Source organism: Geodermatophilus sp. SYSU D01036, assembly GCF_054050435.1.
Genome location: NZ_JBJGZJ010000004.1, coordinates 115,964 through 138,089, shown reverse-complemented (window position 1 = coordinate 138,089; position 22,126 = coordinate 115,964). Strand labels below are relative to the sequence as shown.

Annotated in this window: 22 protein-coding genes; 6 read left to right on the top strand and 16 right to left on the bottom strand. The window is 77.3% G+C overall.

All coding sequences use genetic code 11. The annotated features are described in order from the left end of the window. The 5 genes from ACI8AR_RS06730 to ACI8AR_RS06710 form a co-directional block, all read right to left on the bottom strand. Entirely contained in the window at positions 1-1,263 is a 1,263-nt protein-coding gene (locus ACI8AR_RS06730) for a D-arabinono-1,4-lactone oxidase (RefSeq protein ID WP_457050301.1), read from the bottom strand. A gap of 23 nt (positions 1,264-1,286) precedes the next feature. Continuing rightward, positions 1,287-2,627, bottom strand: a complete 1,341-nt coding sequence (locus tag ACI8AR_RS06725; protein WP_457050300.1) for a cytochrome P450 — start codon at positions 2,625-2,627, stop codon at positions 1,287-1,289. A gap of 102 nt (positions 2,628-2,729) precedes the next feature. Next, the gene (locus ACI8AR_RS06720) at positions 2,730-3,197 is read right to left on the bottom strand and encodes a heme-degrading domain-containing protein (RefSeq protein ID WP_457050299.1); all 468 of its coding nucleotides are present in this window, start codon (positions 3,195-3,197) and stop codon (positions 2,730-2,732) included. After that, on the bottom strand, positions 3,194-3,475 hold the full coding sequence (locus ACI8AR_RS06715) for a YciI-like protein (RefSeq protein WP_457050298.1): 282 nt from the start codon (positions 3,473-3,475) through the stop codon (positions 3,194-3,196). The genes ACI8AR_RS06720 and ACI8AR_RS06715 overlap by 4 nt, the downstream gene beginning before the upstream one ends. Before the next feature lie 158 nt (positions 3,476-3,633). After that, positions 3,634-3,837: a cold-shock protein gene (locus ACI8AR_RS06710; protein WP_012948522.1), complete on the bottom strand. Its 204-nt coding sequence runs from the start codon at positions 3,835-3,837 to the stop codon at positions 3,634-3,636. A gap of 544 nt (positions 3,838-4,381) precedes the next feature. Here ACI8AR_RS06710 and ACI8AR_RS06705 point away from each other — a divergent pair. Then, the gene (locus ACI8AR_RS06705; RefSeq protein ID WP_457050297.1) at positions 4,382-5,206 is read left to right on the top strand and encodes an alpha/beta hydrolase; all 825 of its coding nucleotides are present in this window, start codon (positions 4,382-4,384) and stop codon (positions 5,204-5,206) included. A gap of 1 nt (position 5,207) precedes the next feature. Here the strand turns inward: ACI8AR_RS06705 and ACI8AR_RS06700 are convergent, their stop codons facing one another. Next, on the bottom strand, positions 5,208-5,411 hold the full coding sequence (locus ACI8AR_RS06700; protein WP_457050296.1) for a hypothetical protein: 204 nt from the start codon (positions 5,409-5,411) through the stop codon (positions 5,208-5,210). Between the two features lie 78 nt (positions 5,412-5,489). Beyond that, a complete protein-coding gene (locus ACI8AR_RS06695) occupies positions 5,490-7,733 on the bottom strand; it encodes an MFS transporter (RefSeq protein ID WP_457050295.1) in 2,244 nt (747 codons plus the stop codon). Between the two features lie 64 nt (positions 7,734-7,797). On the opposite strand from ACI8AR_RS06695, the gene ACI8AR_RS06690 reads away from it, so the two are divergent. After that, a complete protein-coding gene (locus tag ACI8AR_RS06690; protein ID WP_457050294.1) occupies positions 7,798-8,409 on the top strand; it encodes a TetR/AcrR family transcriptional regulator in 612 nt (203 codons plus the stop codon). Position 8,410: 1 nt separating this feature from the next. Here the strand turns inward: ACI8AR_RS06690 and ACI8AR_RS06685 are convergent, their stop codons facing one another. After that, positions 8,411-9,739, bottom strand: coding sequence for a cytochrome P450 (locus ACI8AR_RS06685; RefSeq protein WP_457050293.1), 1,329 nt, complete (start codon positions 9,737-9,739; stop codon positions 8,411-8,413). A 205-nt stretch (positions 9,740-9,944) separates the two neighbouring features. Here ACI8AR_RS06685 and ACI8AR_RS06680 point away from each other — a divergent pair, with 205 nt between their 5' ends. Then, complete coding sequence (locus tag ACI8AR_RS06680) at positions 9,945-10,334, top strand: DUF4326 domain-containing protein (protein ID WP_457050292.1); 390 nt, start codon at positions 9,945-9,947, stop codon at positions 10,332-10,334. Between the two features lie 37 nt (positions 10,335-10,371). Next, complete coding sequence (locus ACI8AR_RS06675; protein WP_457050291.1) at positions 10,372-11,397, top strand: aldo/keto reductase; 1,026 nt, start codon at positions 10,372-10,374, stop codon at positions 11,395-11,397. A 26-nt stretch (positions 11,398-11,423) separates the two neighbouring features. On the opposite strand, the gene ACI8AR_RS06670 is transcribed toward ACI8AR_RS06675, so the two are convergent. Continuing rightward, the gene (locus tag ACI8AR_RS06670; protein WP_457050290.1) at positions 11,424-12,599 is read right to left on the bottom strand and encodes a DUF222 domain-containing protein; all 1,176 of its coding nucleotides are present in this window, start codon (positions 12,597-12,599) and stop codon (positions 11,424-11,426) included. Positions 12,600-13,079: 480 nt separating this feature from the next. Further along, positions 13,080-14,252, bottom strand: a complete 1,173-nt coding sequence (locus tag ACI8AR_RS06665) for an MFS transporter (protein WP_457050289.1) — start codon at positions 14,250-14,252, stop codon at positions 13,080-13,082. 61 nt (positions 14,253-14,313) lie between these two features. On the opposite strand from ACI8AR_RS06665, the gene ACI8AR_RS06660 reads away from it, so the two are divergent. Continuing rightward, a complete protein-coding gene (locus ACI8AR_RS06660; RefSeq protein WP_456927253.1) occupies positions 14,314-14,799 on the top strand; it encodes a cupin domain-containing protein in 486 nt (161 codons plus the stop codon). A gap of 34 nt (positions 14,800-14,833) precedes the next feature. Here ACI8AR_RS06660 and ACI8AR_RS06655 read toward each other — a convergent pair whose 3' ends face one another. The 5 genes from ACI8AR_RS06655 to ACI8AR_RS06635 all read right to left on the bottom strand — a co-directional run bounded on the left by ACI8AR_RS06655 (position 14,834) and on the right by ACI8AR_RS06635 (position 19,227). Next, positions 14,834-15,769: an alpha/beta hydrolase gene (locus tag ACI8AR_RS06655; protein ID WP_457050288.1), complete on the bottom strand. Its 936-nt coding sequence runs from the start codon at positions 15,767-15,769 to the stop codon at positions 14,834-14,836. A 78-nt stretch (positions 15,770-15,847) separates the two neighbouring features. Further along, positions 15,848-16,696 carry an ABC transporter permease gene (locus tag ACI8AR_RS06650; RefSeq protein ID WP_456936386.1) on the bottom strand — a complete coding sequence of 283 codons (849 nt, stop codon included), beginning with the start codon at positions 16,694-16,696 and terminating at the stop codon, positions 15,848-15,850. Beyond that, positions 16,693-17,655, bottom strand: a complete 963-nt coding sequence (locus tag ACI8AR_RS06645) for an ABC transporter ATP-binding protein (RefSeq protein ID WP_457050287.1) — start codon at positions 17,653-17,655, stop codon at positions 16,693-16,695. Before ACI8AR_RS06645 ends, ACI8AR_RS06650 begins: the two co-directional genes overlap by 4 nt. Continuing rightward, positions 17,652-18,734 (bottom strand): hypothetical protein, encoded by a 1,083-nt coding sequence (locus ACI8AR_RS06640; protein ID WP_457050286.1) that lies wholly within the window; start codon positions 18,732-18,734, stop codon positions 17,652-17,654. Before ACI8AR_RS06640 ends, ACI8AR_RS06645 begins: the two co-directional genes overlap by 4 nt. Next, a complete protein-coding gene (locus ACI8AR_RS06635; RefSeq protein WP_457050285.1) occupies positions 18,718-19,227 on the bottom strand; it encodes a sigma-70 family RNA polymerase sigma factor in 510 nt (169 codons plus the stop codon). The genes ACI8AR_RS06640 and ACI8AR_RS06635 overlap by 17 nt, the downstream gene beginning before the upstream one ends. Positions 19,228-19,449: 222 nt before the next feature. On the opposite strand from ACI8AR_RS06635, the gene ACI8AR_RS06630 reads away from it, so the two are divergent. After that, the gene (locus ACI8AR_RS06630) at positions 19,450-20,652 is read left to right on the top strand and encodes a cation:proton antiporter (protein ID WP_457050284.1); all 1,203 of its coding nucleotides are present in this window, start codon (positions 19,450-19,452) and stop codon (positions 20,650-20,652) included. Between the two features lie 25 nt (positions 20,653-20,677). On the opposite strand, the gene ACI8AR_RS06625 is transcribed toward ACI8AR_RS06630, so the two are convergent. Further along, positions 20,678-22,084, bottom strand: a complete 1,407-nt coding sequence (locus tag ACI8AR_RS06625) for an ATP-binding protein (RefSeq protein WP_457050283.1) — start codon at positions 22,082-22,084, stop codon at positions 20,678-20,680. Positions 22,085-22,126: the final 42 nt, after the last annotated feature.

The window sequence follows — 22,126 nt, the reverse complement described above, 5'->3', positions numbered from 1 at the left end:
TCAGCCGAACGCGGCGACCGTCCGGTCCAGGTAGTCGTTGCGGAACGCGCCGCGCGGGTCGTACCGGCGCACCAGCGCCCGGAAGTCGGCCATCCGCGGGTAGAGCCCGGCCAGTTCCGCGGCCTCCGTGGTGAACAGCTTGCCCCAGTGCGGGCGGGCGCCGAACGGGCGCAGCGCGGCCTCGATCGCCGGCAGCACCGCGGTGACGGCGGGCTGGTCGGGCACCCAGGTGAAGTGCAGCGCCATGACGTCGCCGCCGGACGCCGGGCTCAGCCACAGCTCGTCGCCGGCGACGGTGCGGATCTCGCTGACCTGGAGCAGCGGCGCGACCCGGTCGGCGAGCCCGCGCAGCGCCTCGACGGCGGCGCGGCCGTGCCGGCGGGGGACGAACCACTCGCTCTGCAGCTCGTCGCCCTTGCTCGGGGTGAACTCGGCGCGGAAGTGCGGCAGCCGCTCGTGCCACTCGCCGGGGACGCCGAGCTGCTGGGTGAGGTTCTCGACCGGGGTGGCCGGGAGCATGTGCGTCGGCTCGGTGGCCGCGCGGGCGCCGAAGAAGTCCTCGGGTGCGGCGGGGTCCTCCGGCCGGGACTTGACCCACACCGAGGTGACCCGGTGCCAGTCGGTGAAGACGCTGACGCTGTAGGCGGCGTCGGCGACGGCGTCGAGGTCGGCGAACAGCCGGTCCCAGGTCATGTCGACGTACACGGTGTTGGCGACGTCGAAGGTCGGCTGGAACCGCAGCGCGACCCGGGTGACGACGCCGAGCGCGCCGAGGTGCACGACCGCGCCGGGCAGGTCGGCGTCGTCCTCGCCGAGGACGACGGCCTCGCCGTCGGAGCGCACCAGCTCCAGCCCCGCGACCGACGTGGCGAGCGAGCCGTTGCGGTTGCCCGAGCCGTGGGTGCCGGTGGCGGTGGCGCCGGCGACGGTGATGTGCGGCAGCGACGCCAGGTTGTGCAGCGCCCGCCCGGACCCGGCCAGCTCGCGCACCAGCTCGCTGTAGCGCATCCCGGCCGGCACCCACAGCACGCCGCCGCCGTCGTCGTCGGCCCGGGCGACCTCGACCCCGGTCTCCAGGTCGTCGAGGACCACGAGGTCGGCGGTCGTGTCGGCGATGTCGTTGAAGCAGTGCCGGGAACCCAGCGCCTTGACCCGCTCGCTGCCGGCGACGACCTCCTGCACCTCGGCCACGGTGCGCGGCCGGTGCACCCGCGCGGCGCGGTACGTGAGGTTGCCGGCCCAGGTGCGCAGCGGGGTCTCCACCGGCGGCACGCTACGCGGCCCCCTCAGCGGGCGAGGTCGGCGGCCGGGGACCGCGCCGGGGCGAGGGAGACCGGCAGCGACTCCCAGCCGCGCAGGATGACCGTGCTCCGGCGGTGCCCCGCGCCGGCGGCGGCGAGGTCGGGGAACCGCTCGAACAGCGCCTGCAGCGCCACCTCGCCCTCCATCCGCGCCAGGGCGGCGCCCAGGCAGAAGTGGATGCCGCCGGAGAACGCGACGTGGTCGCGGGCGTTGCGGCGGGTGACGTCGAAGGCGTGCGGGTCGTCGAACACCCGCGGGTCGCGGTTGGCCGCGGCGAGGACGAGCAGCACCAGGTCGCCCTCGGCGATCGGCACGCCGTGCACCTCGGTCGCCCGCTTGGCCCGTCGCCCGGTCCGCTGCACCGGCGACTCCAGCCGCAGCACCTCGTCGACGGCGTTCGGCCACAGCGACGGGTCCTCGGCGAGCAGCCGGCGCTGGTCCGGGTGGGCGAACAGCAGCGCGGCGCCGTTGCTGACCAGGTTGACCGTCGTCTCGAAGCCGGCGCCGAACACCAGCGCGGCGGTGGCCATGAGCTCCTGCTCGGTGAGCGCGGCGCCGTCGTCGTCGGCCGCGGTGACCAGGTTCGACAGCAGGTCGTCACCGGGCTCGCGGCGCAGCCGGCGCAGGTGGCCGCGGAACCAGGCGTCGAGCTCGCCGAGGTTGCGCTCGACCTCGCGGTGGGTGCGCCGGGCCAGGCCCATGTCCAGGCTGGGGGTGGCGCCGTCGGCCCAGGCGAGGAACTGCTCGCGCATGGCCACCGGGACGCCGAGCATCTCGGAGATGACCGTGACCGGCAGCAGGCTGGCGTAACGGGCGACGAGGTCGGCCCGCCCGCCGGTGGCCGCGGCCTCGCGCTCGAGGTCGTCGAGCAGGTCGTGCGCGATCTCGCCGGTGCGCTCGCGCAGCCGGGCGACCGCCCGGGCGGTGAAGGCGCGGCTGACCAGCCGGCGGTAGCGGGTGTGGTCGGGCGGGTCGACGGCGAGCATCGACGGCGGGTCGATCGGCCCGACGCTGGGCCGCGGGCCGGCCAGGCGCAGCGCCAGCCGCAGCACCGGCGGCAGGCCCTCGGTGCGGTTGCCGCCGATCTGGCCGAAGTCGTCGCTGCGCAGGACGTCGGTGCAGACGTCGTGGTGCACGCTGACCCGCGCGAACGCGCCGCCGGCGAACGGCGCGGGCGTGCGCAGCCGCTCGTAGTGGGCGTAGGGGTCCTCGCGCACCACCGGGTCGCGGAGGACCTCGGCGTCGGCGTTGCCCGCCCGGGCCCGCGCCCGGATCGCCAGCCGCATCGCGCCGTGTGTCGCGGCCCAGCGGACCGCACTGCGCACCGTCACGTCCCTCAGCCCTCCGGGGTGCCGTCGCGGGCCTCGTCGCCGGCGACGGCGCACATCCTGTGACACGGAGCCCACAGGTACCAGTACCGACCCGTATCAGCGGCCGAGGTGCGCCCGGATCGCCGCGACGACCATCCGGTGGTCCTCCAGCTGGGGCAGCCCGGACACCACGACGACGCCGACCGGGCCGACGTCGCGCACGAGCACCGGCACGGCGCCGCCGTGCGCGGCGTACCGACGCGGATCCAGCCCCGAGGACTCCTCGAAGGTGGTGCCGCGCTCGATCCACGACTGCCGGACGTACAGCGAGCTGTGCCCGAAGCGGTGCACGGTCCGGGCCTTGCGCGCGATCCAGTCCGCGTTGTCCGGGGTGGCGCCGGTCAGGGCGGCGGAGAACAGCCGGTGCCCGTTGCGCCGGATCTCGACCGCGACCGGCGCGTCGGCGCGGCGGGCGGTGGCCACGAGCGCCGAGCCGAGGTCCCAGGCGTCGTCGTTGGTGAAGGTCGTGAACCGCAGCTCGTCCTCCTCGGCGGCGAGCTCGGCGACGGTCGGGAAGCCGCTCACGACTGCTGCCCCCCGACGACGACGTTCCACGGCCGGACCGTCCAGCCGGTCACCAGGCCGTGGACGACGTACGGGTCGGACTCGGCGAAGCGCTCCACGGCCTCGTGGTCGGCCGTCCAGACCAGCACGGCCCGGTCGAACGGGTCGGGCAGCGCGCCGGCCAGCAGCAGCTCACCCCGCTCGTGCGCCGCGCGGGCGAGCGCGAGGTGGTCCTCCCGCAGCGCCGCCCGCCGCTCCAGGTAGTCGTCGGTGAGGGAGTACTCGAGCAGCAGGTACATGGCCGCCACTCTCACACGGGGGCGTGCCCGCCGGGCGTCCCGCGGTCCGGTTCCGGGCCCGGGGACGACGGGACCCCCGCGGCCTGAGGGCCGTGGGGGTCCGGTGGTGGTGCGGCGGGAGGACGCGGCGCGGTCGCGCCGCGTGCTCCCGGTGGTGCTCAGATCGCGCGGACGTTCTCCGCCTGGGGGCCCTTCTGGCCCTGGGTGACGTCGAACTCGACGCGCTGCGCCTCGTCCAGCGACCGGTAGCCGGAGCCGCTGATCGCCGAGAAGTGGCAGAAGACGTCGGGACCGCCGCCGTCCTGCTCGATGAAGCCGAAGCCCTTCTCCGCGTTGAACCACTTCACGGTGCCCTGGGTCATGTCGTTCTCTCTTCCGTGCTGGGGTGTCGGTCCGGCAGGTGCCGGCGCCGGGTCGCCGCACCGACCGGCAGGACCGAGAGGAACGTCAGGCAGAGACGACTGCGGACGTCCGAGAACGAAGCAGAGGCACGACAGCGACCGGACGCCACTGTACCGGCTCCCGGCGGGGGGACGGCGGCCGTCCCGCCACCGTCACCAGCGGAGCGGGTCGGTCAGCCGGGACTGCGCCGTGCGGCAGACCCGGCAGTTCCCCCAGGTGAGCAGGGACAGCGGGGTGGTGAGGGAGCCGCACTGGGGGCAGTCCACCGGTTCGCCGGACCGGGCACGGGCGTCGCGCATCTCACTCGCGCGTCGCTCGTGGACGGTCTCGTCGCCCCGGCAGGGGCATCCGAGGTGGGCTTCGGCGCAGCGTCCGCGGTGTGTGGGAACGGGACCTCCTCCGGTCCGCCCCGACGCTACCGGTCGCGGGCCCGCCCCGGTGCGTCCCGCGGCCGCCGCCCGGTCCGGGAGGGTGGTGGTGCGGGCCGTCCGCGACCATCGGGTCGTGCGCTCCGGACCGCGGGCGGCGCTGGTCGTCGTCGTCCTGTTGGCTGTGGTCGTGGGCCTGCTGTGGACCTTCCAGCGGCGCCTCGTCTACCTCCCCGACGACGGCCCCGTGCCGGCCGCGGCCGTCGCGGTCCCCGGCGCCCGGGACGTCGGGCTGACCACCGCCGACGGCCTGACCCTGGGCGCCTGGTTCGTCCCCGGCCCGGACGCCGGCGCGCCCGCCGTCCTGGTGGCGAACGGCAACGGCGGGCACCGGGGGCTGCGGGCGCCGCTGGCCCGGGCGCTGGCGGACGCCGGGCTGGCGGTGCTGCTGTTCGACTACCGCGGCTACGGCGGCAACCCGGGCAGCCCGAGCGAGGAGGGCCTGGCGCTCGACGTGCGGGCGGCGCGGACCTGGCTGCTCGAGGAGGCCGGCGTGCCCGCCGGCCGGCTCCTCTACTACGGCGAGAGCCTGGGGGCGGCGGTGGTGACCGAGCTGGCCGTGGAGCACCCGCCGGCCGGGCTGGTGCTGCGGTCGCCGTTCACCGACCTGGCCGCCGTCGGCGCCGAGCACTACCCGTTCCTCCCGGTGCGGCTGCTGCTGCGCGACCGCTACCCGGTCGCCGAGCGGGTCGCCCGGGTGCGGGTGCCGACGACGGTCGTCCTCGGCACCGCGGACACCATCGTGCCGCCGGCGCAGAGCCGGCGGGTGGCCGGCGCGGCCGCGGGTCTCCACCGGCTGGTGGAGGTCCCCGGCGCGGACCACAACGACCTCGTCCTGCTCGACGGCGCGGCGCTCGTGGACGCCGTCGTGGAGCTGGCCGCGCTGACCGCGGGGGAGTGAGTCAGCGCGGCTCGTCCGGCAGGACGCTGCCCACCAGCCGCCGCCCCACCCAGTGCAGGACCTCGTCCTCGGGCGCAGGGGTCCCGGGATCCGGGTCCCAGCCGTCCGGGGAGAGGTACGTCTCCCACAGGTACACCTGGGCCTGCCAGTAGCGGGTCACCGCCCGCCGGACCCGGCCCGCCGTGCTCGGGGTCACGATGTCCATGCCCCAGGATCGGTCGCCGCGCCGTGCCGCGACAGGGGTGTCCCTGCCGGGGACCGCAGCGGTCCTGCCGGATCCGGCTCAGGGGCTCGCCGGCGCGGAGGTGGTCGTCTCCCCGGTGGTCGTGCCGCCGGAGGTCGTGGTGCCCGGGGTCGTGGTGCCCGGGGTCGTGGTGCCCGGGGTCGTGGTGCTGCTGCTCGCCGAGGTCTCGGCCGGCGTCGCGGTCGGGGCGGGCGTCGGGGTCGGGGTCGTCGTCGGGGCCGGTGGCGTCGTGGTCTCCGCCGCTGCGGCGGTGGTCTCCGCCGGGGTGGTGGTCCCGGCCGCCGGGGCCGTCGTGGCGGCGGGCGTCGTGGTCTCCGCCGTCGGGGTGGTCGTCTCCGCCGGTGCGGTGGTGGTCCCCGCCGCCGGGGTCGTCGTGGCGGTGGTCGGGGCCGTGGTGGGCGCCGGGGTCGGCGGCGGCGTCGTCGGCGGCGGCGTCGTGGTGGGTGCGGCGGCCGTCGTCTCCGGAGCCTGCTCGGGGGTCTCGGTCCGGGCCGGGGGCGCGACCGCGGCCGGGGCACGGGACTGCTGGGGCCGGGCGGTCTGCGGCGCCGCGGTGAGCGCCGCGGGGGCGGTGCCCGCCATGGGGGCGTCGGTGGCCCGCGAGAGCGTGTGGGTGAGCAGGACGACCCCGCCGAACACGCCCAGCACCACGCCGCCGGCCAGCAGCGCCTCCACGCCGCGGGGCAGACGACGGGTGGGCACCGCCACGGACACCCGCGCCACGCTCACCACCGGGCGGCGCGGCGGCGCGACCGGGCCCGGCTGCCCGGCACGGTGCTGGGCCGCGCGCCGGGAGGGCGCGAGCACGCCGCACAGCAGCGCGCCGCCGAGCAGCACCGCGGCGCCGATCAGCAGCGCGGTGGCGTAGCCCGCGCCGAACGCGTCCCGGGCCCCGCCGGCCACCGCGGCGCCGTCGGGACCCGACCGGCCGGCCACCTCGACCGCCTGCGCCAGCCCCGCCCCGGCCCACTCGCGAGCCTGCGCGGGGAGGCCGGAGACCACGGGGACCAGCTCGTCCCGGTAGACGGCGAGCAGCACGCTGGCCGCCACCGCGCCGCCGAGGGCGCCGCCCACCTCGCGGGTCACGTCGTTGACCGCCGCGGCGAGCGTGCGCCGGTCGGCGGGCAGCCCCTCGATGATCAGCGCCGTGCCCGGGGTGAGGGCCAGGCCGAAGCCGACCCCGAACACGAACAGCGCCGCGGCGAAGTGCCACAGCGGCGCGTCGCCGTCGGCCTGGCGGGCGAGCAGGAACAGCCCGGCGCCCATCTGGGACAGCCCCCACGCCGCGACGGTGCGGGCGCCGAGCCGGCGCAGCAGCACGGGCGCGAGCTGCGCGGTCGGGCCGATGCCCAGCGCCATCGGCGCCAGCCAGAGCGCGGCCTGCAGGGGCGAGAGGCCGTGCACGTACTGCAGCCACTGCGGCGCGAGGAAGAACAGCCCGAAGGCGGCGAAGAACTGCAGGAAGACGGAGATGCTGCCGGCGGACAGGCCGCGGTGGCGGAACAGCCGGACGTCGAGCATGGGGTGCCGGCTGCGCAGCTCGTGCACGGTGAACAGGAGCAGGCACAGCCCGCCGGCGGCGAGGGCGGTGAGCGTCGTCCGGTCGGTCCACCCGCGCTCGGGACCCTCGATGACGCCCCAGACGACGCCGCCGAGGCCGGCGAGGGCGAGCAGCCCGCCGAGCGGGTCCAGCGGCAGGTCCGGGTTCCGCGACGCCGGGACGACGACCAGGCACAGCAGCAGCACCAGCCCCGACAGCGCGCCGAAGGCCACCTGCACGCTGCCCCACCAGGCGAACTCGAGCAGCACGCCGGCGAGCACCAGCCCGAGCAGCGCGCCCGCGCCGGAGACCGCGGCCCACACGCCGATCGCTGCGGCGCGGCGCTCGGCGGGGTAGGCGTCGACGAGCACCGACAGCGTGGCCGGCATGACCGCCGCCGCCCCGACCCCGGCCAGGCCGCGCAGCACGATCAGCTGGACCGGGTCGGTGACCAGGCCGGACGCCGCGCTGCAGGCGGCGAACACCGCGAGCCCGAGCAGCAGCGCGCCGCGCCGGCCGAAGCGGTCGGCGGCGATGCCCAGCGGCAGCAGCAGCGCGGCGAACGTCAGGGCGTAGACGTTGACCGCCCAGGTGAGCTCGGTCTGGGTGGCGCCGGTGGCGCGGGCGAGCTCCGGCAGGGCCAGGGCCAGCGACGAGCCGGCGCCGATGACCAGGGCCAGGGCTGCGCACATGACGGCGAGCAGCGCGCCGAGCCCGCCCCGGACTCCTCGAGCGTCGGGCATGCTGTGGCTCCAGACGATCGCCTGATACGCCCGTCTCAGGGCGGTGACCCAGGATGGAGGGGCCGTGACCGGGACCGCAACCCCAGCCCGGTTGCTGGACGCGGCCGAGGAGCTGCTCGCGACCGCCGGTGCGGCGGGCACCTCGGTGCGTGACGTGCTGCGGCGGGCCGGCGTCGCCAACGCCGCCGCGGTCGGCTACTACTTCGGCGGCAAGGACGGCCTGGTCGCCGCGGTGGAGCGCCGGGTGGTGGACGGCGTCGTCGCCGACCGGGAGCGGGTGCTGGCGGGCCTGGGCGGGGACGCCGGCGTCGAGACGCTCGTCGACGGCTGGGTGCGGCCGATCGTGGCCCTGCGCTGCGCGGGCCGGGGCCGGTACGCCGCGCGGGTGTTCACCCGGATCTTCGACCAGCCCCCGGACCGCTGGGAGGTCAACGGCGCGGCGGCGGTGCGGGCGACGGCCGGGCGGTACTGCGCTGCCCTCGCGCCGCTGCTCCCGCACCTGGACGCCCGCGAGCTCGCCTGGCGCTGGCAGTGCGTCACCGCGACGACGGACTTCTACGCGATCGGCGCCCTCGACTTCGGCGAGCCGCCCCCCGGCCCGGACGACGTCGACGCGCACGTGCGCCGCCTCGTCGTCCCGGGCGCCGCGCTGCTGCGGGCCGACCCGGCCGGCTGAGTCAGAACGTCACCGGCAGCGCGTCGACGCCGTAGACGAACGACAGCCGGCGGAAGGCGAGCCGCCCGGGCGGGACGGCGAGGGCGAGGTCCGGGAACCGCCGGAGCAGCGCGGGCAGCACGATCCGCAGCTCCAGCCGGGCCAGCCCGGCGCCGACGCAGCGGTGGATGCCGTGGCCGAAGGCCAGGTGCCCGCCGCGGGTCGGCCGCCCGGGGGCGAGCGCGTCGGGGTGCGCGCCGGCCCAGGCCGGGTCGCGGTTGGCGGCGCTCAGCGAGACCAGGACCGCGTCGCCGGCCCGCAGCCGGTGCCCGGCGACCTCGGTGTCCTGCCGGGCGAAGCGGGGGAAGGCCACCTGCACCACCGAGAGCAGCCGCAGCAGCTCGTCCACCACCGTCTCGACGTCCCGGCGCGAGCCCTCGCGCACCACCGCCGCGGCGGCCGGGTCGCGCAGCAGGACCAGCGTGCCGAGCGAGATCGTCGCGGCCGTCGTCTCGAACCCGCCGGTGACGATCCCGTCCGCCAACCCGGCCAGGTCGGCGTCGGAGACGGCGTCGCCGTGCTCGCGGACGATCCGCCCGAGCAGCCCGTCGCCGGGGTCCCGGCGCTGCCGCGCGACCGCGTCGAACAGCAGCCGGCGCTGCGCGGACACCGCGCCGAGCGCGCCGGCGGTGCCCCGGGCGGCGTCGAAGCGCCGGGTGGCCAGCCGGGTGACCAGCTGCTCGTCGGGACGGTCGAGGCCGAGGAGGTCGCAGACGGTCCGCATCGGGACCGGGCCGGAGACGTGCCGGGCGAGGTCGGCCGGCGGTCCGGCCGCGGCGAGCTCGTCGAGCTGCCGGGCCACGGTCGCCTCGATCGCCGGCTCGAGGCGCTGCAGGCGGGCCCGGGTGAACTCGGGGGCGACCAGGCCGCGCAGCCGGGTGTGGTCGGGCGGGTCGGTGAACCCCAGGCCGCCGACGTCGTCGGCCGTGGCCGGGCCGGTGCCGCTGAACAGGTGGCGGACGTCGGTGCCGAAGCCGTCGCGGTCGGCGAGCACGGCGCGGGCCTCCGCGGCGCCGGTCACCAGGAGCACGGAGAGGTCGAACGGCAGGTCCAGCCGCCGCACCGGCCCGCCGTCGCGGAGTTCGGGCACCGGGTCGACGTCGACCCGCCGGAGCGGGACCGTCGCGGCGGCCGGGAGGAACGTCAGGCGGGAGAGGTCCAGCCCGCGGCGGCGGACACGGCGCAGCGCCAGGCGGCCGAGCCAGCTCCGGACGCGCGCCGCCGGACCGCGGCGGGGAGGGGGCGGAGGGGAGGGCTGGGGGAGGTCGAGGGTGCACTCGGGAGCGGACACGGCGCCTCGTCGTCGGGCCACGGGGGTGGAGCCCGGCGGGACGTGACCTCGGCCCCGCCGGGCAGCTCGAGCCTCGCGACGGCGCCGCGCGCGGACCATCGGGTGACGCCCCCGAAAGCGCTGGTCGCACTGGGGGTGTCCCCGGACGGTGGAGCCCCCGGGGCCGTGGCGCGGTCCTGTCACACCCGCGCGGCAGCATCGGCCCATGACCGGTCCGGTGCGTGTGCAGCTCTCCCGGGCGCGCGGCTGGCGGAAGCCGCCGAACACCGTCGTCGTCGCACGCCCCTCGCGCTGGGGCAACCCGTTCCGGGTGGGGGAGACCTACCTGTGGCTGCCCGGCGACGACGAGAGCGCGTGGCCGCTGCCGACCGCGCGGGAGCCCGGGGAGCAGGAGGACGGCAGCCGCGTCGTCCGCTGCGCCGACCGCGCCACCGCGATCGAGTGGTTCCGCCGCTGGGCCGCCTCCGGTGACCTCGCCGCCCAGGCCCGCCGGCAGCTGCGCGGGCGCAACCTCGCCTGCTGGTGCCCGGCCGGCGAGCCGTGCCACGCCGACGTGCTGCTGGAGCTGGCCAACCGGGTGCCGGCCCTGCGCTGACCTCGCGCGGCCCCGCGTCCTGTGGCTTGCTGGGCGCATGGACCTGCGCACCCTCGGCCGCAGCGGCTGTGCCGTCTCCTCCCTCGCGCTCGGCACGATGACCTTCGGCGCGGAGACCGACGAGGCGGGGGCGCACGAGCAGCTCGACGTGTTCGTCGAGGCGGGCGGCACGCTCGTCGACACCGCCGACGTCTACTCCGCCGGCGCGTCGGAGGAGATCGTGGGGCGCTGGCTGGCCGCGCGCCCGGCCGACGTCCGCGACCGCGTCGTCCTCGCCACCAAGGGCCGCTTCCCGATGGGCGAGGACGCCAACGCGCTCGGCACCTCGCGCCGGCACCTGCGCCGGGCGCTGCACGACTCGTTGCGCCGGCTCGGCGTCGACTCCGTCGACCTGTACCAGTTGCACGCGTGGGACCCGCTCACGCCGTTGGAGGAGACGCTGCGCTTCCTCGACGACGCCGTGTCCGCGGGCGAGATCGGCTACCCGGGGCTGTCGAACTTCACCGGCTGGCAGGTGCAGCGCGCCGTGGACGTCGCCGAGCGGGCGCACCTCGCGGTCCCGGTGACCCTGCAGCCGTCGTACAGCCTGCTGGTGCGGGACGTCGAGGCCGAGATCGTGCCCGCCTGCCTGGCCAACGGCCTGGGGCTGCTGCCCTGGGGCCCGCTGGGCGGCGGGTGGCTGTCGGGCAAGTACACCCGCGACCAGCGGCCCGCCGGGGCGACGCGGCTCGGCGAGGACCCGGCGCGCGGGATGGAGGCCTACGACCGGGTCGCCGCGCGCGAGCGGACGTGGGACGTGCTGTCCGCGGTGCAGGACGTCGCCGAGGCCCGCGGCGTGACGATGCCGCAGGTCGCGCTGGCCTGGCTGCTGGCCCGGCCGGGCGTCAGCTCGGTGATCCTCGGTGCCCGCACCACCGACCAGCTGCGCGGCAACCTGGGCGCCGCCGGCCTCGTGCTCACCGAGGAGGAGACCGCGCGGCTCGACGCCGTCAGCGACCCGGGCTGGGCCGACTACCCCTACGGCGAGATCGGCGCGGAGCAGCGCAGCCGCTCGCTGAGCTGACGCGGGCGCGCGTCCACGTCACGCGGTCAGGCGGCGGGGGCGAGCAGGGGCGCCGGGGTGGTGATCTCGGTGCCGTCCGGGCGGTAGGTGTGCCATCGGCCGTCGGGTTGTCGTTCCACGCGGAAGCCGTGGTGGACCTTGGTGTGGTGGCGCTCGCAGAGGAGCGCCGCGTTCTCGAGGCTGGTGTCGCCGCCGTCGATCCAGTGGACCAGGTGGTGGACGTCGCACCACCAGGTCGGGGCGTCGCATCCGGCGAACACGCACCCGCCGTCCCGGAGTTCGGCTGCCTTGCGGATGTGCCGGCTCATCAGCCGCTGCTCGCGGCCGAGGTCCAGCGGGGCGCCGTCGGGGCCGAACACCACCCGGGACACGGCGCCGTCGCAGGCCAGCCAGCGGACCCGGGCGGCGGAGATGGTGGCGCCGAAGCCCATCCGCCCGGCGTTCGGGCTTCCGGCCGGGTCCACCAGGTCGTCCAGGTCCACGACCACGGCGATCTGCGGCTTGTGGCCGCGCAGCGTCGGCAGGCTGCCGGCGGCGAGGGCGTTGTCGGCGACCTGCACGAGGGCGTCGCCCAGCCGCTGGGCGCGGGTGCGCTCGTCGCCGGCGGGTCGGTCGGCCTGCACGTGCGCCTCGAGTGCGGTCTGCAGCCGCTCCCCGCCCACGGCGTCCAGGTGCCCGCGGAGGGACAGGCTGCCGTCGGCGTGCCTGGCCAGCGTCAGCGACCGGCCCTCGGTCGGATCCGGCTCGGGCCCGTCGGGATCCAGGTCGGTGCAGTAGTGCTGCACCACCTGCACCAGGTCGGCGTGCGCGCGCTCGACCGCCACGCCGGTGAGGACCGCGTCGATCACCGCCAGGTCCACCCCGGCGGCCGCGGCTGCGGCGAGCCGCTCGGGGGTCACCGCCCGCGCCGCGACCGCGACCTGCTCGGCGGACACCAGACCGGCGTCGTGGGCCTCGGCGAGTGCCGGCAGGTGCTCCAGTGCCCGGCCGTTGCGCACCAGCCGCGCGGCCTCCGCCGTCGAGAGCCGGCAGTGCCCGCGCAGCCACGAGGTCATCGATCTCAGCCCGTCCCGCTCGGGAGCCTGGGACAGCTCCGCGGCGCGGACCGCGTGTGCCAGCCGGGCGTCGCTCCGGTTGTGCTCGGCGACCAGCGCGGCGACGTCGTCGAGGACGTCACCACTCCCCACCCCAACCGAACACATGATCGAAGTCTAGCCGATCGGACACCGTCCCGCGCCGTGAATCCGCAGCTCAGGCGCCTGTCCACAGTCTAGGCGGGGGCCTTGACACGGGTCCCGGAGCGCGGCCGTCCGGTAGCGTCCCGCGACCGTGCACCCGACCGCCGGTACCGGCGATGCTGCCCGTCCCCGCGGGCCGGGTGACCCTCTCCGACCGCCGCACGCAGCGCCACGGGGCGACGGGCTGCCGACCGAGGCCGAGTGGGAGCACGCCTGCCGCGCCGGCACCACGGCCGCCCGGCACCGGCCGCTCGACGACGTCGCCTGGTACCGCGGCAACTCGGGGGAGCGGCCGCACCGGCCCCTACCGGGTGCTGCGCGGCGGCGGGTGGTTCGACGAGCACTGGAGCTCCCGCGCCTCGGTGCGACGCCGGAGCCACCCCCGCCTCCGGATCGACGACGTCGGCTTCCGGATCGCGCGGTCCGTGACCGGCGGTCGTCACCTCACCCGCGGGCGGTGGAGCGCAGCTCCCACCACAGCCAGACGGCGAGCGCGAGCGGCACGGCCACGAACGCCGCCAGTGCCGGGACGGTGCCGAACACCGAGCCCAGCCAGGCGAGCAGCAGCGGGGTGCCGAAGCCGACGTAGGCGAAGGCGTAGAAGGCGCTGTTCATCGCCCCGCGGGTGTGCGGGGGCGCGAGCTGCGCGGTCAGCGTCAGCCCCGCGGTCAGGCACAGCCCGCCGCCGGCGCCCATCAGTGCCGCGGCCGGCAGCAGCAGCGGCTCGAAGGTGGTCGCCACCGCCACCACTCCGAGGGCGAGGCCGACGGCGCCGAGCGTCATCCCGAGCGGACCGCCGCCGCCCCCGGCCCGCCGACCGAGCCGCGCCGCGACCGCGCTCGCCGCCAGCGCCAGCCCGCCCACCAGCCCGGCGTACGCGACGCCGACGCCGTCGGGCACCACCAGCAGCGGCAGCACGGTCGCCGCCACCGCGGGGAAGGCGAACACGCCCGTCGCGGTCGGCGCGAGCACCGCGCGGAACGGCCGCCGCGCCTCCGGCGGCAGGCCGAGGGTCATCAGCCGGCCCGGCCGGCGCTCCCGCACGGTCTCCGGCACGGTCAGGAGCGCGGCCAGCCCCACCAGCAGGACGGCGACGTGCACGAGGTAGGGCAGCGTCGTCGGCGCCGGGCCGTACTCGGCGAGCACCCCGCTCATCGCGGGCGCGATCGCGAAGCCCAGCGACGTCGACACCGCGCCGCGGGTGGCCGCCGACTGCTGGGCGGCGGGCCCGGCCAGGTCCTGCAGCCACGCGTTGGCCACCGAGAACACGACGCCGGACACCGCGCCCTGCAGGAGCCGCCCCGCGTACAGGAGCGGCAGGTGCTCGGCCGCGGGCACGAACAGCAGCGAGACCAGCCCGGCCAGCACCGCGAACGGGAGGACGACGGTGCGCCGGCCGAACCGGTCCGAGGCGGCCCCGGACACCGTCAGCGCGGCGATCAGGCCGATCGCGTAGCAGCCGAAGACGGCGGTGAGGTCGGCGTCGGACAGCCCGAGGGTGCGGCGGTAGACCAGCAGCAGCGGCGTCGGGACGTTGGTGCCCAGGGCGACGGTGAACAGCCCGAAGGTGAGGGCGTCCAGCCGCCGCCCGACCTGCTCCGTCGCAGCGTCCGGCACCCGGCGGACGCTACCGGTCCGCTGCCACGATGGGCGTCCGGCGACGAGAGGAGCAGGACCCGTGTCCCTGCACCGCCACTACCCGCCCGACCTCTACCGCGGCACCACCGGCGAGGCCACCGCCTGGCTGCGCCGCACCGACACGCCGCCGGACACCGTCTCGGCCGCCGGGATCACCTGCGAGTTCCTCGCCACGGGGGACCAGACGACCGGCCGGTTCGGCCTCTACCGGTGGACCTTCGGCGCCGACGCGTCCGGCCCAGGCCCGCACTTCCACCGCTCGATCTCCGAGCAGTTCTACGTCCTGCGCGGCGAGGTGGAGCTCTACGACGGGCGGAGCTGGGTGACCGCGGGCGCGGGCGACTTCCTCTACGTCCCGGAGGGCGGGGTCCACGGGTTCCGCGGCGGCGACCACGCCTCGATGCTGCTGATGTTCGCGCCGGGCGGGCCGCGCGAGGAGTACTTCCGGACGCTCGCCCGGGGTGCGCAGATGACGCCGGAGGAGCGGGCGGAGTTCATGCTCCGCCACGACACGTACTGGGTCTGACGGGCCGGCCGCCGGGGGCGGCCGGCCCGCCGTCTCAGCCGCGGAGCAGCTCGCCGAAGCGCGCGCAGCTCTCGTCGATCGCGGCCTGCGCGGCCGGGGACCAGGCGCCCATGTCGAAGAAGCCGTGGATCATCCCGTCGTAGCGGCGCACGTCTGCGGCCACGCCTGCGGCCTCCAGCGCCTCGCCGTAGGCCTCGCCCTCGTCGCGCAGCGGGTCGAACTCGGCGGTGACCACCAGCGCCGGCGGCAGGCCGGCCAGGTCGGCGGCGTGCAGCGGGGACAGCCGCGGGTCGCGGGCGTCCTCCCACGTCCCGGCGTAGTGGCCGTGGAACCAGTCCATCGTGTCCTGCTCGAGGAAGTAGCCCTTGCCGTTCTCCACCCGGGACGGGTACTCGCCGGCGACGTCGACCGACGGGTAGACGAGGAACTGCGCGGCGGTCTTCGTGCCCTCGTCGCGGAGGACCTGGGCGACGACGGCGGCCAGGTTGCCGCCGGCGCTGTCGCCGGCCAGCCCGAGCCGGGAGTCACCGCCGAGCTCGTCCAGGTGCTGCGCCACCCACCGCGCCGCGGCGACGGCGTCCTCGGCGGCGGCGGGGAACGGGTGCTCGGGGGCGAGCCGGTAGTCGACGGCGACCACCACGGCCCCGGCGCCGCGGCAGACGTTGCGGGCCATGTTGTCGTGGGTGTCGAGGTCGCCGATCACCCAGCCGCCGCCGTGGAAGAACACGACCGTGGGGAACGGGCCCTCGCCCTCGGGCCGGTACACCCGCGCCCGCAGGTCGCCCTCGGCGCCGGGGACGGTGCGGTCCTCGGCGCTCGCCACCGGCACCACGTGCTCGGGCGAGCGCGCGCTGTGGGTGAGCGCCAGGTACTGGGCGCGGCCGGCCTCGGGCGTGCCCTCCCACATGGGCGGCGCGCCGGACTGCGCGAGCAGGGACAGCAGGGCGGCGATGTGCGGGTCGACCGGCACGGGGCAACTCCAGACGGCGTCGTCGGGTGGGGGCGGGGCCGTGTGGCCCCAGCTCCGGACGGTACCGAGCCGGGACGGCTACAGGTCCCGGCGGGAGAACGCCATCCCCGCGAGCCCCAGGACGACGGCGACCCACAGCGCCGCCCACGCCAGGTAGGTGGCGGTGAGCGGGGCCTCGCCGAAGAACGGCGACCCGCCGAGCTCGGTGAACTGCCCGACCAGCGTCGGGTCCTGGAAGGCGTTCATCGCCCCGCGCCACAGCCCGTCGGTGGGCAGCAGCATCCGCGACACCGCGCCCACCCGCGCGACGCCCTCGTTGCCCAGCGCGTCGCCGATCCCGCCGACGACACCGGCGATCCAGGTGGCGCCGAACAGGCCGACCGCGACGACGCCGGAGGCCATCGGCGAGATCACCGTGGACAGCAGCAGCGCCAGGGTGAGCAGCACGGCGGTCTGCGCGGCGAGCAGCGCGAGCCCCACCAGCGGCCGCGGCGGCCAGTAGCCGACCGTCACCTGGACGACGACGAACTGCGCCAGCCCCGCCAGCGCCACGAACGCACTGCCGAACGCCACCAGCCCCAGCCACTTGCCCACCAGCACCGCCGACCGGCGGACCGGCCGCGCCAGCACCGCGAGCGCCGCGCCGGACTCCACCTCCCCGGAGACGGTGGGGCCGGCGAGGAACGCCGTCCCCAGCGCGGCGATGAGGCTGAACCCGAACATCACCAGGTTGAGCACGGTGGACGCGGCGATCCGCGCCTCGCCGCTGGTCAGCCCGCCGAACTCGGCGTCGAGCCGGGCGAAGCCCCACGCGGACAGCCCCAGCAGCGCCAGCGTGAGCACGGCGAGCGAGCGCAGCACCTTCCGCCGCGCCGCCTCGCGCAGGGTCAGGCCGGCGATCGTCAGCACGACGCGGGCGGTGCTCACCGCTGCGCCGCCGACCCCGAGCGGAGGACGTCGAGCAGCCGCTCCTCCAGGCTGATCCGCCCCGGCTCCACCGCGTGCACCCGGACGCCGAGCGCGACCAGGTCGGCGACCAGCGCCGGCACCGCGGCGTCGGCGTCCTCGGGCAGCGTGACGGTGAACCGGTCGCCGCTGCGGGTCAGCCGGCCGGTGGCGGCCAGCCGGGCCTCGGCGCGGGCGTCGACGCCGTCGAGCCGCAGCCGCACCTCCCGCTGCCCGAGCAGCTCGGCCAGCGTCCCGGCCGCCGCGACCCGCCCCTTGTCGAGGATGACCACGCGGTCGCAGACCCGCTCCACCTCGCCGATGAGGTGCGAGTTGAGCAGCACCGCGACGCCGCGCTCGCGCAGCGACAGCACGACGTCGCGGACGTCGACGCGGCCGATCGGGTCCAGCGCGCTGGTGGGCTCGTCGAGCACCACCAGCTCCGGGCGGGCCACCAGCGCCACGGCCAGCCCCAGCCGCTGCTGCATGCCCTTGGAGAAGCCGCCCACCCGGTCGCCGGCGCGGTCGGCCAGGCCGACCAGCGCCAGGGCGTCGCGCTGCCCGGCCGCCGGCACCGCCGCGCCGGACAGGCGCGCGTGCAGGGTCAGCACCTCGGCCGCGCTGAGCCACGGCTGGTAGCGGAACAGCTCGGGCAGGTAGCCGACGCGGGCCCGCGCCTGCGGGTCGCGCGCCGGCCGCCCGAGCAGCAGGACCTCCCCGGCGTCGGGCCGGACGAGGCCGAGCAGCATCTTGATGACGCTGGTCTTGCCCGCGCCGTTGGGCCCCAGCAGGCCGAGCACCTCGCCGCGGCCGACGGTGAAGGACACCCCGTCGACCGCGGTGCGCCGTCCGTACCGCTTGCGCAGCCCCTGGCACCACACCGCCGGCGACGGCGGCAGGTCGGCCAGCAGCCGCTCCGCGGCGGCGGTCGGTGAGGTCACTCCCCGAGACCCCGGGCGACGGCGAGCACCTCGTCGGCGCCCAGCGACCCGGCCACCGCGGTGACGACGCCGTCGGTCACCCACACCACGCCGGCGACCGAGCCGTCCCGCGAGGTGAGCACCGTGGCCTCCTCGCCGCCGACGTCGGCGGTCGAGCTGGTCGCCAGGCCCGCCGGCACCGGCAGCGGCAGCGTCGTGCCGTCGCCGAAGAAGGACCGCAGCTGGTCGGCGAGGTCCTCGGGCAGGCCGGGCAGGGACAGCAGGTAGTCGCGGGCGGTCGCGAACGGGACGCCCGAGGACTCGGCGGTGGGGGCCACGACCCGCGCGACGACGAGGCCCGGCGCGCCGCTGCCACTGGACCAGACCGCGGCGACGCCGGGGCCGGCGGTCAGCCGGAACCGGCCGCCGTCGAGCCCGGCCGGCGGGGGCGGCAGCGTCTCGCCGGACGCCGCGGCCGCCTGCGCCGCGCGCTCGGCGGAGAAGGTGAACTCCACGGCTGCCCGGTCGCCGACCTGGTAGGACGGGTCGCCGCCCACCCCGCCGGGGAGCTGCCCGACCGACGGGACGGCGAGCCCGGTGACGTCCTCCGCGGCGGCGGCGTCGGCCACCGGGCGCACGTCGGGCTCCTCCAGCACCTGCACGGTGCCGTAGGCGGACAGGTCGGGCAGCGCCACCAGGTCGGCCTGGGTGACGGTGACCGGCGCGATCTCCTCGGTGCGGAAGACCTGCAGCCAGTCCGTCGCGGCGGCGACGCCGCCGCCGGCCAGCAGCGCGACCACGCCGGCGGCGGCCACGAGCGGGCTGCGCAGCCGGGCGCGCCGGCGGCGGGCCGGGGCGGGGGCGGCCGCGCGGCGGCGCTCGTCCAGGGCGACCGCGGACGACAGGCGGTGCCAGGCGGCCCCGGTGTCGGGGGCGGTGTCCGGGGCCAGGGCCGCGGAGACGGCGGCGGCGTCGCGCTGGGCGGCGGCGAGGCCGGTCAGGCACGTCGCGCAGCCGGCGACGTGCTCGCGGTCGGCGTCGGGGACACCGGCCGGCTCGTCCACGAGCCGGCGCAGCGTGCCCTCAGTCGGATGACGCATGGCGGGTCAACTCCTCGCGCAGGGCGGACTCGGCGCGTCGCACGGTCGTGCCGACGCTGCCGGGGGACAGGTCGAGCGCGGCGGCGACCTCGGCGTAGCTGAGGCCGCTGTGCCGCAGGACGAGCGCGACGGCCTGGCGGCGGGGGAGCCGGGCCAGGGCCGCCCGCACGCGGCGGCGCTCGTCGAGGGTGACGACGTCGTCGGCGACGTCGGGCACCGCGGGGCCGGGGCCGCCGGCCGCCTCCTCGCGGGTGGCGCGGCGGCGGCCGGAGCGGAGGTGGTTGAGGGCGGTGTGGGCCGCGGCCACCGAGAGCCAGCCCGGCGCCTCGCCGGCCGGCACCGTGGTGCGGGCGAAGGAGAGGAACACCTCCTGGGCGACGTCCTCGGCGCCGTCCCGGGAGCCGAGCACCCGGGCGGCGACGCCGACCACGCGCGGGTAGGAGGTGCGGAAGACCTGCTCGAGGTCGGCGCGGACCGCTCCTCGTCCCGACACGGCCCCGCCGTCCTCCCGATCCGCCCGTCCCGCGCGCCGGCTCCGGCCGGCCCGGGACAGGACGGCCGGCACGGCGGCCGCCGGTGCGGGGACACCGTGCCTCATCGCGCTCACGTCCAGGTAGCACCGCCGCGCCCGCGGATGTGACAGCACCGGTCCGGGTTCCCCCGGCAGGGGGTGCGCGGGAGGATCGGCCGGCACCCCGGGCGAGGGGAGTACCGGGTGGACGACGTCGTGGTGATCGACACCCTGGCCGCGGTCACGGCCGTCTCCCTGCTCGCCGCCGTCCTCGTCGGGCTGCTCCCGCGGCTGCCGGTGCCCCAGGTGGTGCTGCTGCTCGTCGGCGGGATGCTGCTGGGCCCGCACGTCCTCGACGTCGGCACGGCGCAGGACGTTCGGGTGCTCGCCGACGTCGGGCTGGGCTTCGTCTTCCTGCTCGCCGGCTACGAGCTCGACCCGCGGCTGTTCCGGGAGGACGCCGGCCGCCGCGCGCTGCTCGGCTGGACGGTGTCCCTCGTGCTGGCGCTCGGCGTGGTGGGCCTGCTCGCCGCCGGGGACGTCGTGGAGGCGTTCCTCCCGGTGGCGCTCGGGCTGACCACCACCGCCCTGGGGACGCTGCTGCCGGTGCTGCGGGAGAAGGGGCTGCTCGGCGGCCGGCTCGGGCGGTACCTGCTGGCCGCGGGCGGCGTGGGGGAGCTGCTGCCGGTCCTCGCGATCGCGGTGTTCCTGGGCAGCCAGGGCCGGGTGGCCGCGCTCGTGTCGCTGGGCGCGGTCGCCGCGCTCGCCGTCGCCCTCGCCGTGCTGCGCCGCGGCATCCGGGACGGCGGCCGGCTCGCCCGGGTCGTCGCCGCGGGCCAGGACGCGACCGCGCAGATCACGCTGCGCGCCACCGTGCTGCTGCTGATCACGCTGATCGCGGTCACCGAGCAGTTCCACCTGGACGCGGTGCTCGGGGCCTTCCTCGCCGGGATGGTGCTGCGGCGCTGGGTCGGCGGGGCGGCGCCCCAACTGGAGGCCAAGCTCGACGCGGTCGGCTACGGCTTCTTCGTGCCGGTGTTCTTCGTGGCCTCGGGCATGGCGCTGGACCTCGGCTCGATCGCCGACGCGCCGCTGCGGCTGGTGCTGTTCTTCGGGCTCATGCTCGCCGTCCGGGGCGGCCCGGCGCTGCTGGTCTACCGCCGGGTGCTGCCGCTGCGGCAGCGCGCGCAGACCGCCCTGGTCAGCGCGACCGCGCTGCCGGTGCTGGTCGCGCTGACCGAGATCGGCCTGCGCAGCGGCCACATGCTGCCGGAGAACGCCGCGGCGCTGGTCGGCGCCGGCGTGGTCACCGTGCTGCTGTTCCCGGCCCTGGCCGTCGCCCTGGACCGGCGGGCGGCCACCCCGGCGCCCGTCCCGGCCGCCGGGGGCGCGGCCGGCCCCGCGTGAGGCGCCCCGGCCGGTGGCGCCCCGGTCAGTGCCGTCCGGGACGCCGGACGGGCAGGCGCACCCGGAGCACCGTCTCGCCGGGCCGCAGGTCGATGTCGATGTCGCCGCCGTGCCGGTCGACGATCCGCCGGGAGATGTCCAGGCCCAGCCCGGTGCCCTCGCCGACGCCCCGCGTCGTGAAGAAGGGGTCAAAGGCGTGCGCCCGGACCTCGGGGGTCATCCCGGCGCCGGTGTCGCCGACCTCGACGACCACCGCGTCCCGGTCCACCCGCGTCGACACCCGCAGCGTGCCGCGGTCGCCCATCGCGTGCAGGGCGTTGTCGACCAGGTGGGTCCACACCTGGTTGAGCTCGGCGGCGCGCGCCTCGATGCGCGGCACGCCGGGCGCGTGGTCCCGGACCACGGTCACGCCCGGCGGCACCCGCGGGGCGAGCATCGCCAGGGTGCTCTCCAGGCCCTCGGCCAGGTCGGTCTCGCGCACGGCGGCCCGGTCGAGCTGGGAGTAGGACCGCACCGCCGCCACCAGGTCGGAGATGCGCCGGGTGGACTCCTTCACCTCCGCCAGCAGCCCGCCCGCCTCCAGGGTGCTCGCCACCCACTCCAGCGCGGGCTCGAGCCGGTCGGCCCCGACGACGGCGGCCACCTGCTCGCCCCAGGCGACGTCGGCGCCCGCCCCGCTGAGCGCGGGGGCCAGCGCCCACTCCCGCGCCACGCCCTGCCGGGACAGCCAGTCGGCGAAGGCGTCCTCCCGGTCGGCGACCTCCAGCGGGTCCCCGCCGGGCCGGCTGCCCAGCTCCTGGCGGAGGGTGTCCAGCCGGGTGAACTCGTCGGCGGTGACGGGGGCGGCGGCCAGCCGGCGCAGCGACGACAGCATCGCCGCGTGGGCCTCGGCGAGGGCGTCGACCGCCCGGGTCGCGGCCGCGGCCGGGTTGTTGAGCTCGTGCGCGAGGCCGGCGGCCAGCGTCCCGAGCGCGGCCAGGGCCTCCCGCTGCCGGGCCATCGTCTCGTAGTTGCGCGCCGACCGGGACACGCCCTCGGTGAGGTACAGCCCCAGCGGGAAGCGGCTGGTCCACAGGTCCCGCAGCGCGCCGGCCGGCACCCGCAGCACCCGCCCGTCCGTGGCCGCCCGGCCGGTGGCGAGGTAGACGCCGTGCTCGTCCCAGGCCCGGAAGCCGCCGGCCCAGCGGCCGGGCACGTCCATGACCCCGAGCCGGGTCTCCTCCGACCCGAGGTGGCGGACCAGGTCGATGCTGCCCTCCAGCAGCACCCACCAGGACTCCGCCGGCGCGTTCTCCACGAACAGGACGTCGCCGCCGGTGAACGACACCTCGGTGCCGACGGCGGCCAGGGTGCGCAGCTGGTCGTCGTCGGTGCCGTCGAACAGCCCGATCCCGCGCAGGGCGGGGACGGCGGGATCGGTGGTCTCGGTCATCCGGGCGACCTCCTGACGCCCGGTCTCCCCGGGCGTGCCCGG

Coding starts and splice junctions, on each gene's coding strand:
- ACI8AR_RS06715 (WP_457050298.1), bottom strand. CDS start 3,475: ATGTACCTGCTGCTCGAGTACTCCCTCACCGACGACTACCTGGAGCGG.
- ACI8AR_RS06710 (WP_012948522.1), bottom strand. CDS start 3,837: ATGACCCAGGGCACCGTGAAGTGGTTCAACGCGGAGAAGGGCTTCGGC.
- ACI8AR_RS06700 (WP_457050296.1), bottom strand. CDS start 5,411: ATGGACATCGTGACCCCGAGCACGGCGGGCCGGGTCCGGCGGGCGGTG.
- ACI8AR_RS06695 (WP_457050295.1), bottom strand. CDS start 7,733: ATGCCCGACGCTCGAGGAGTCCGGGGCGGGCTCGGCGCGCTGCTCGCC.
- ACI8AR_RS06680 (WP_457050292.1), top strand. CDS start 9,945: ATGACCGGTCCGGTGCGTGTGCAGCTCTCCCGGGCGCGCGGCTGGCGG.
- ACI8AR_RS06675 (WP_457050291.1), top strand. CDS start 10,372: ATGGACCTGCGCACCCTCGGCCGCAGCGGCTGTGCCGTCTCCTCCCTC.
- ACI8AR_RS06670 (WP_457050290.1), bottom strand. CDS start 12,599: ATGTGTTCGGTTGGGGTGGGGAGTGGTGACGTCCTCGACGACGTCGCC.
- ACI8AR_RS06640 (WP_457050286.1), bottom strand. CDS start 18,734: ATGCGTCATCCGACTGAGGGCACGCTGCGCCGGCTCGTGGACGAGCCG.
- ACI8AR_RS06625 (WP_457050283.1), bottom strand. CDS start 22,084: ATGACCGAGACCACCGATCCCGCCGTCCCCGCCCTGCGCGGGATCGGG.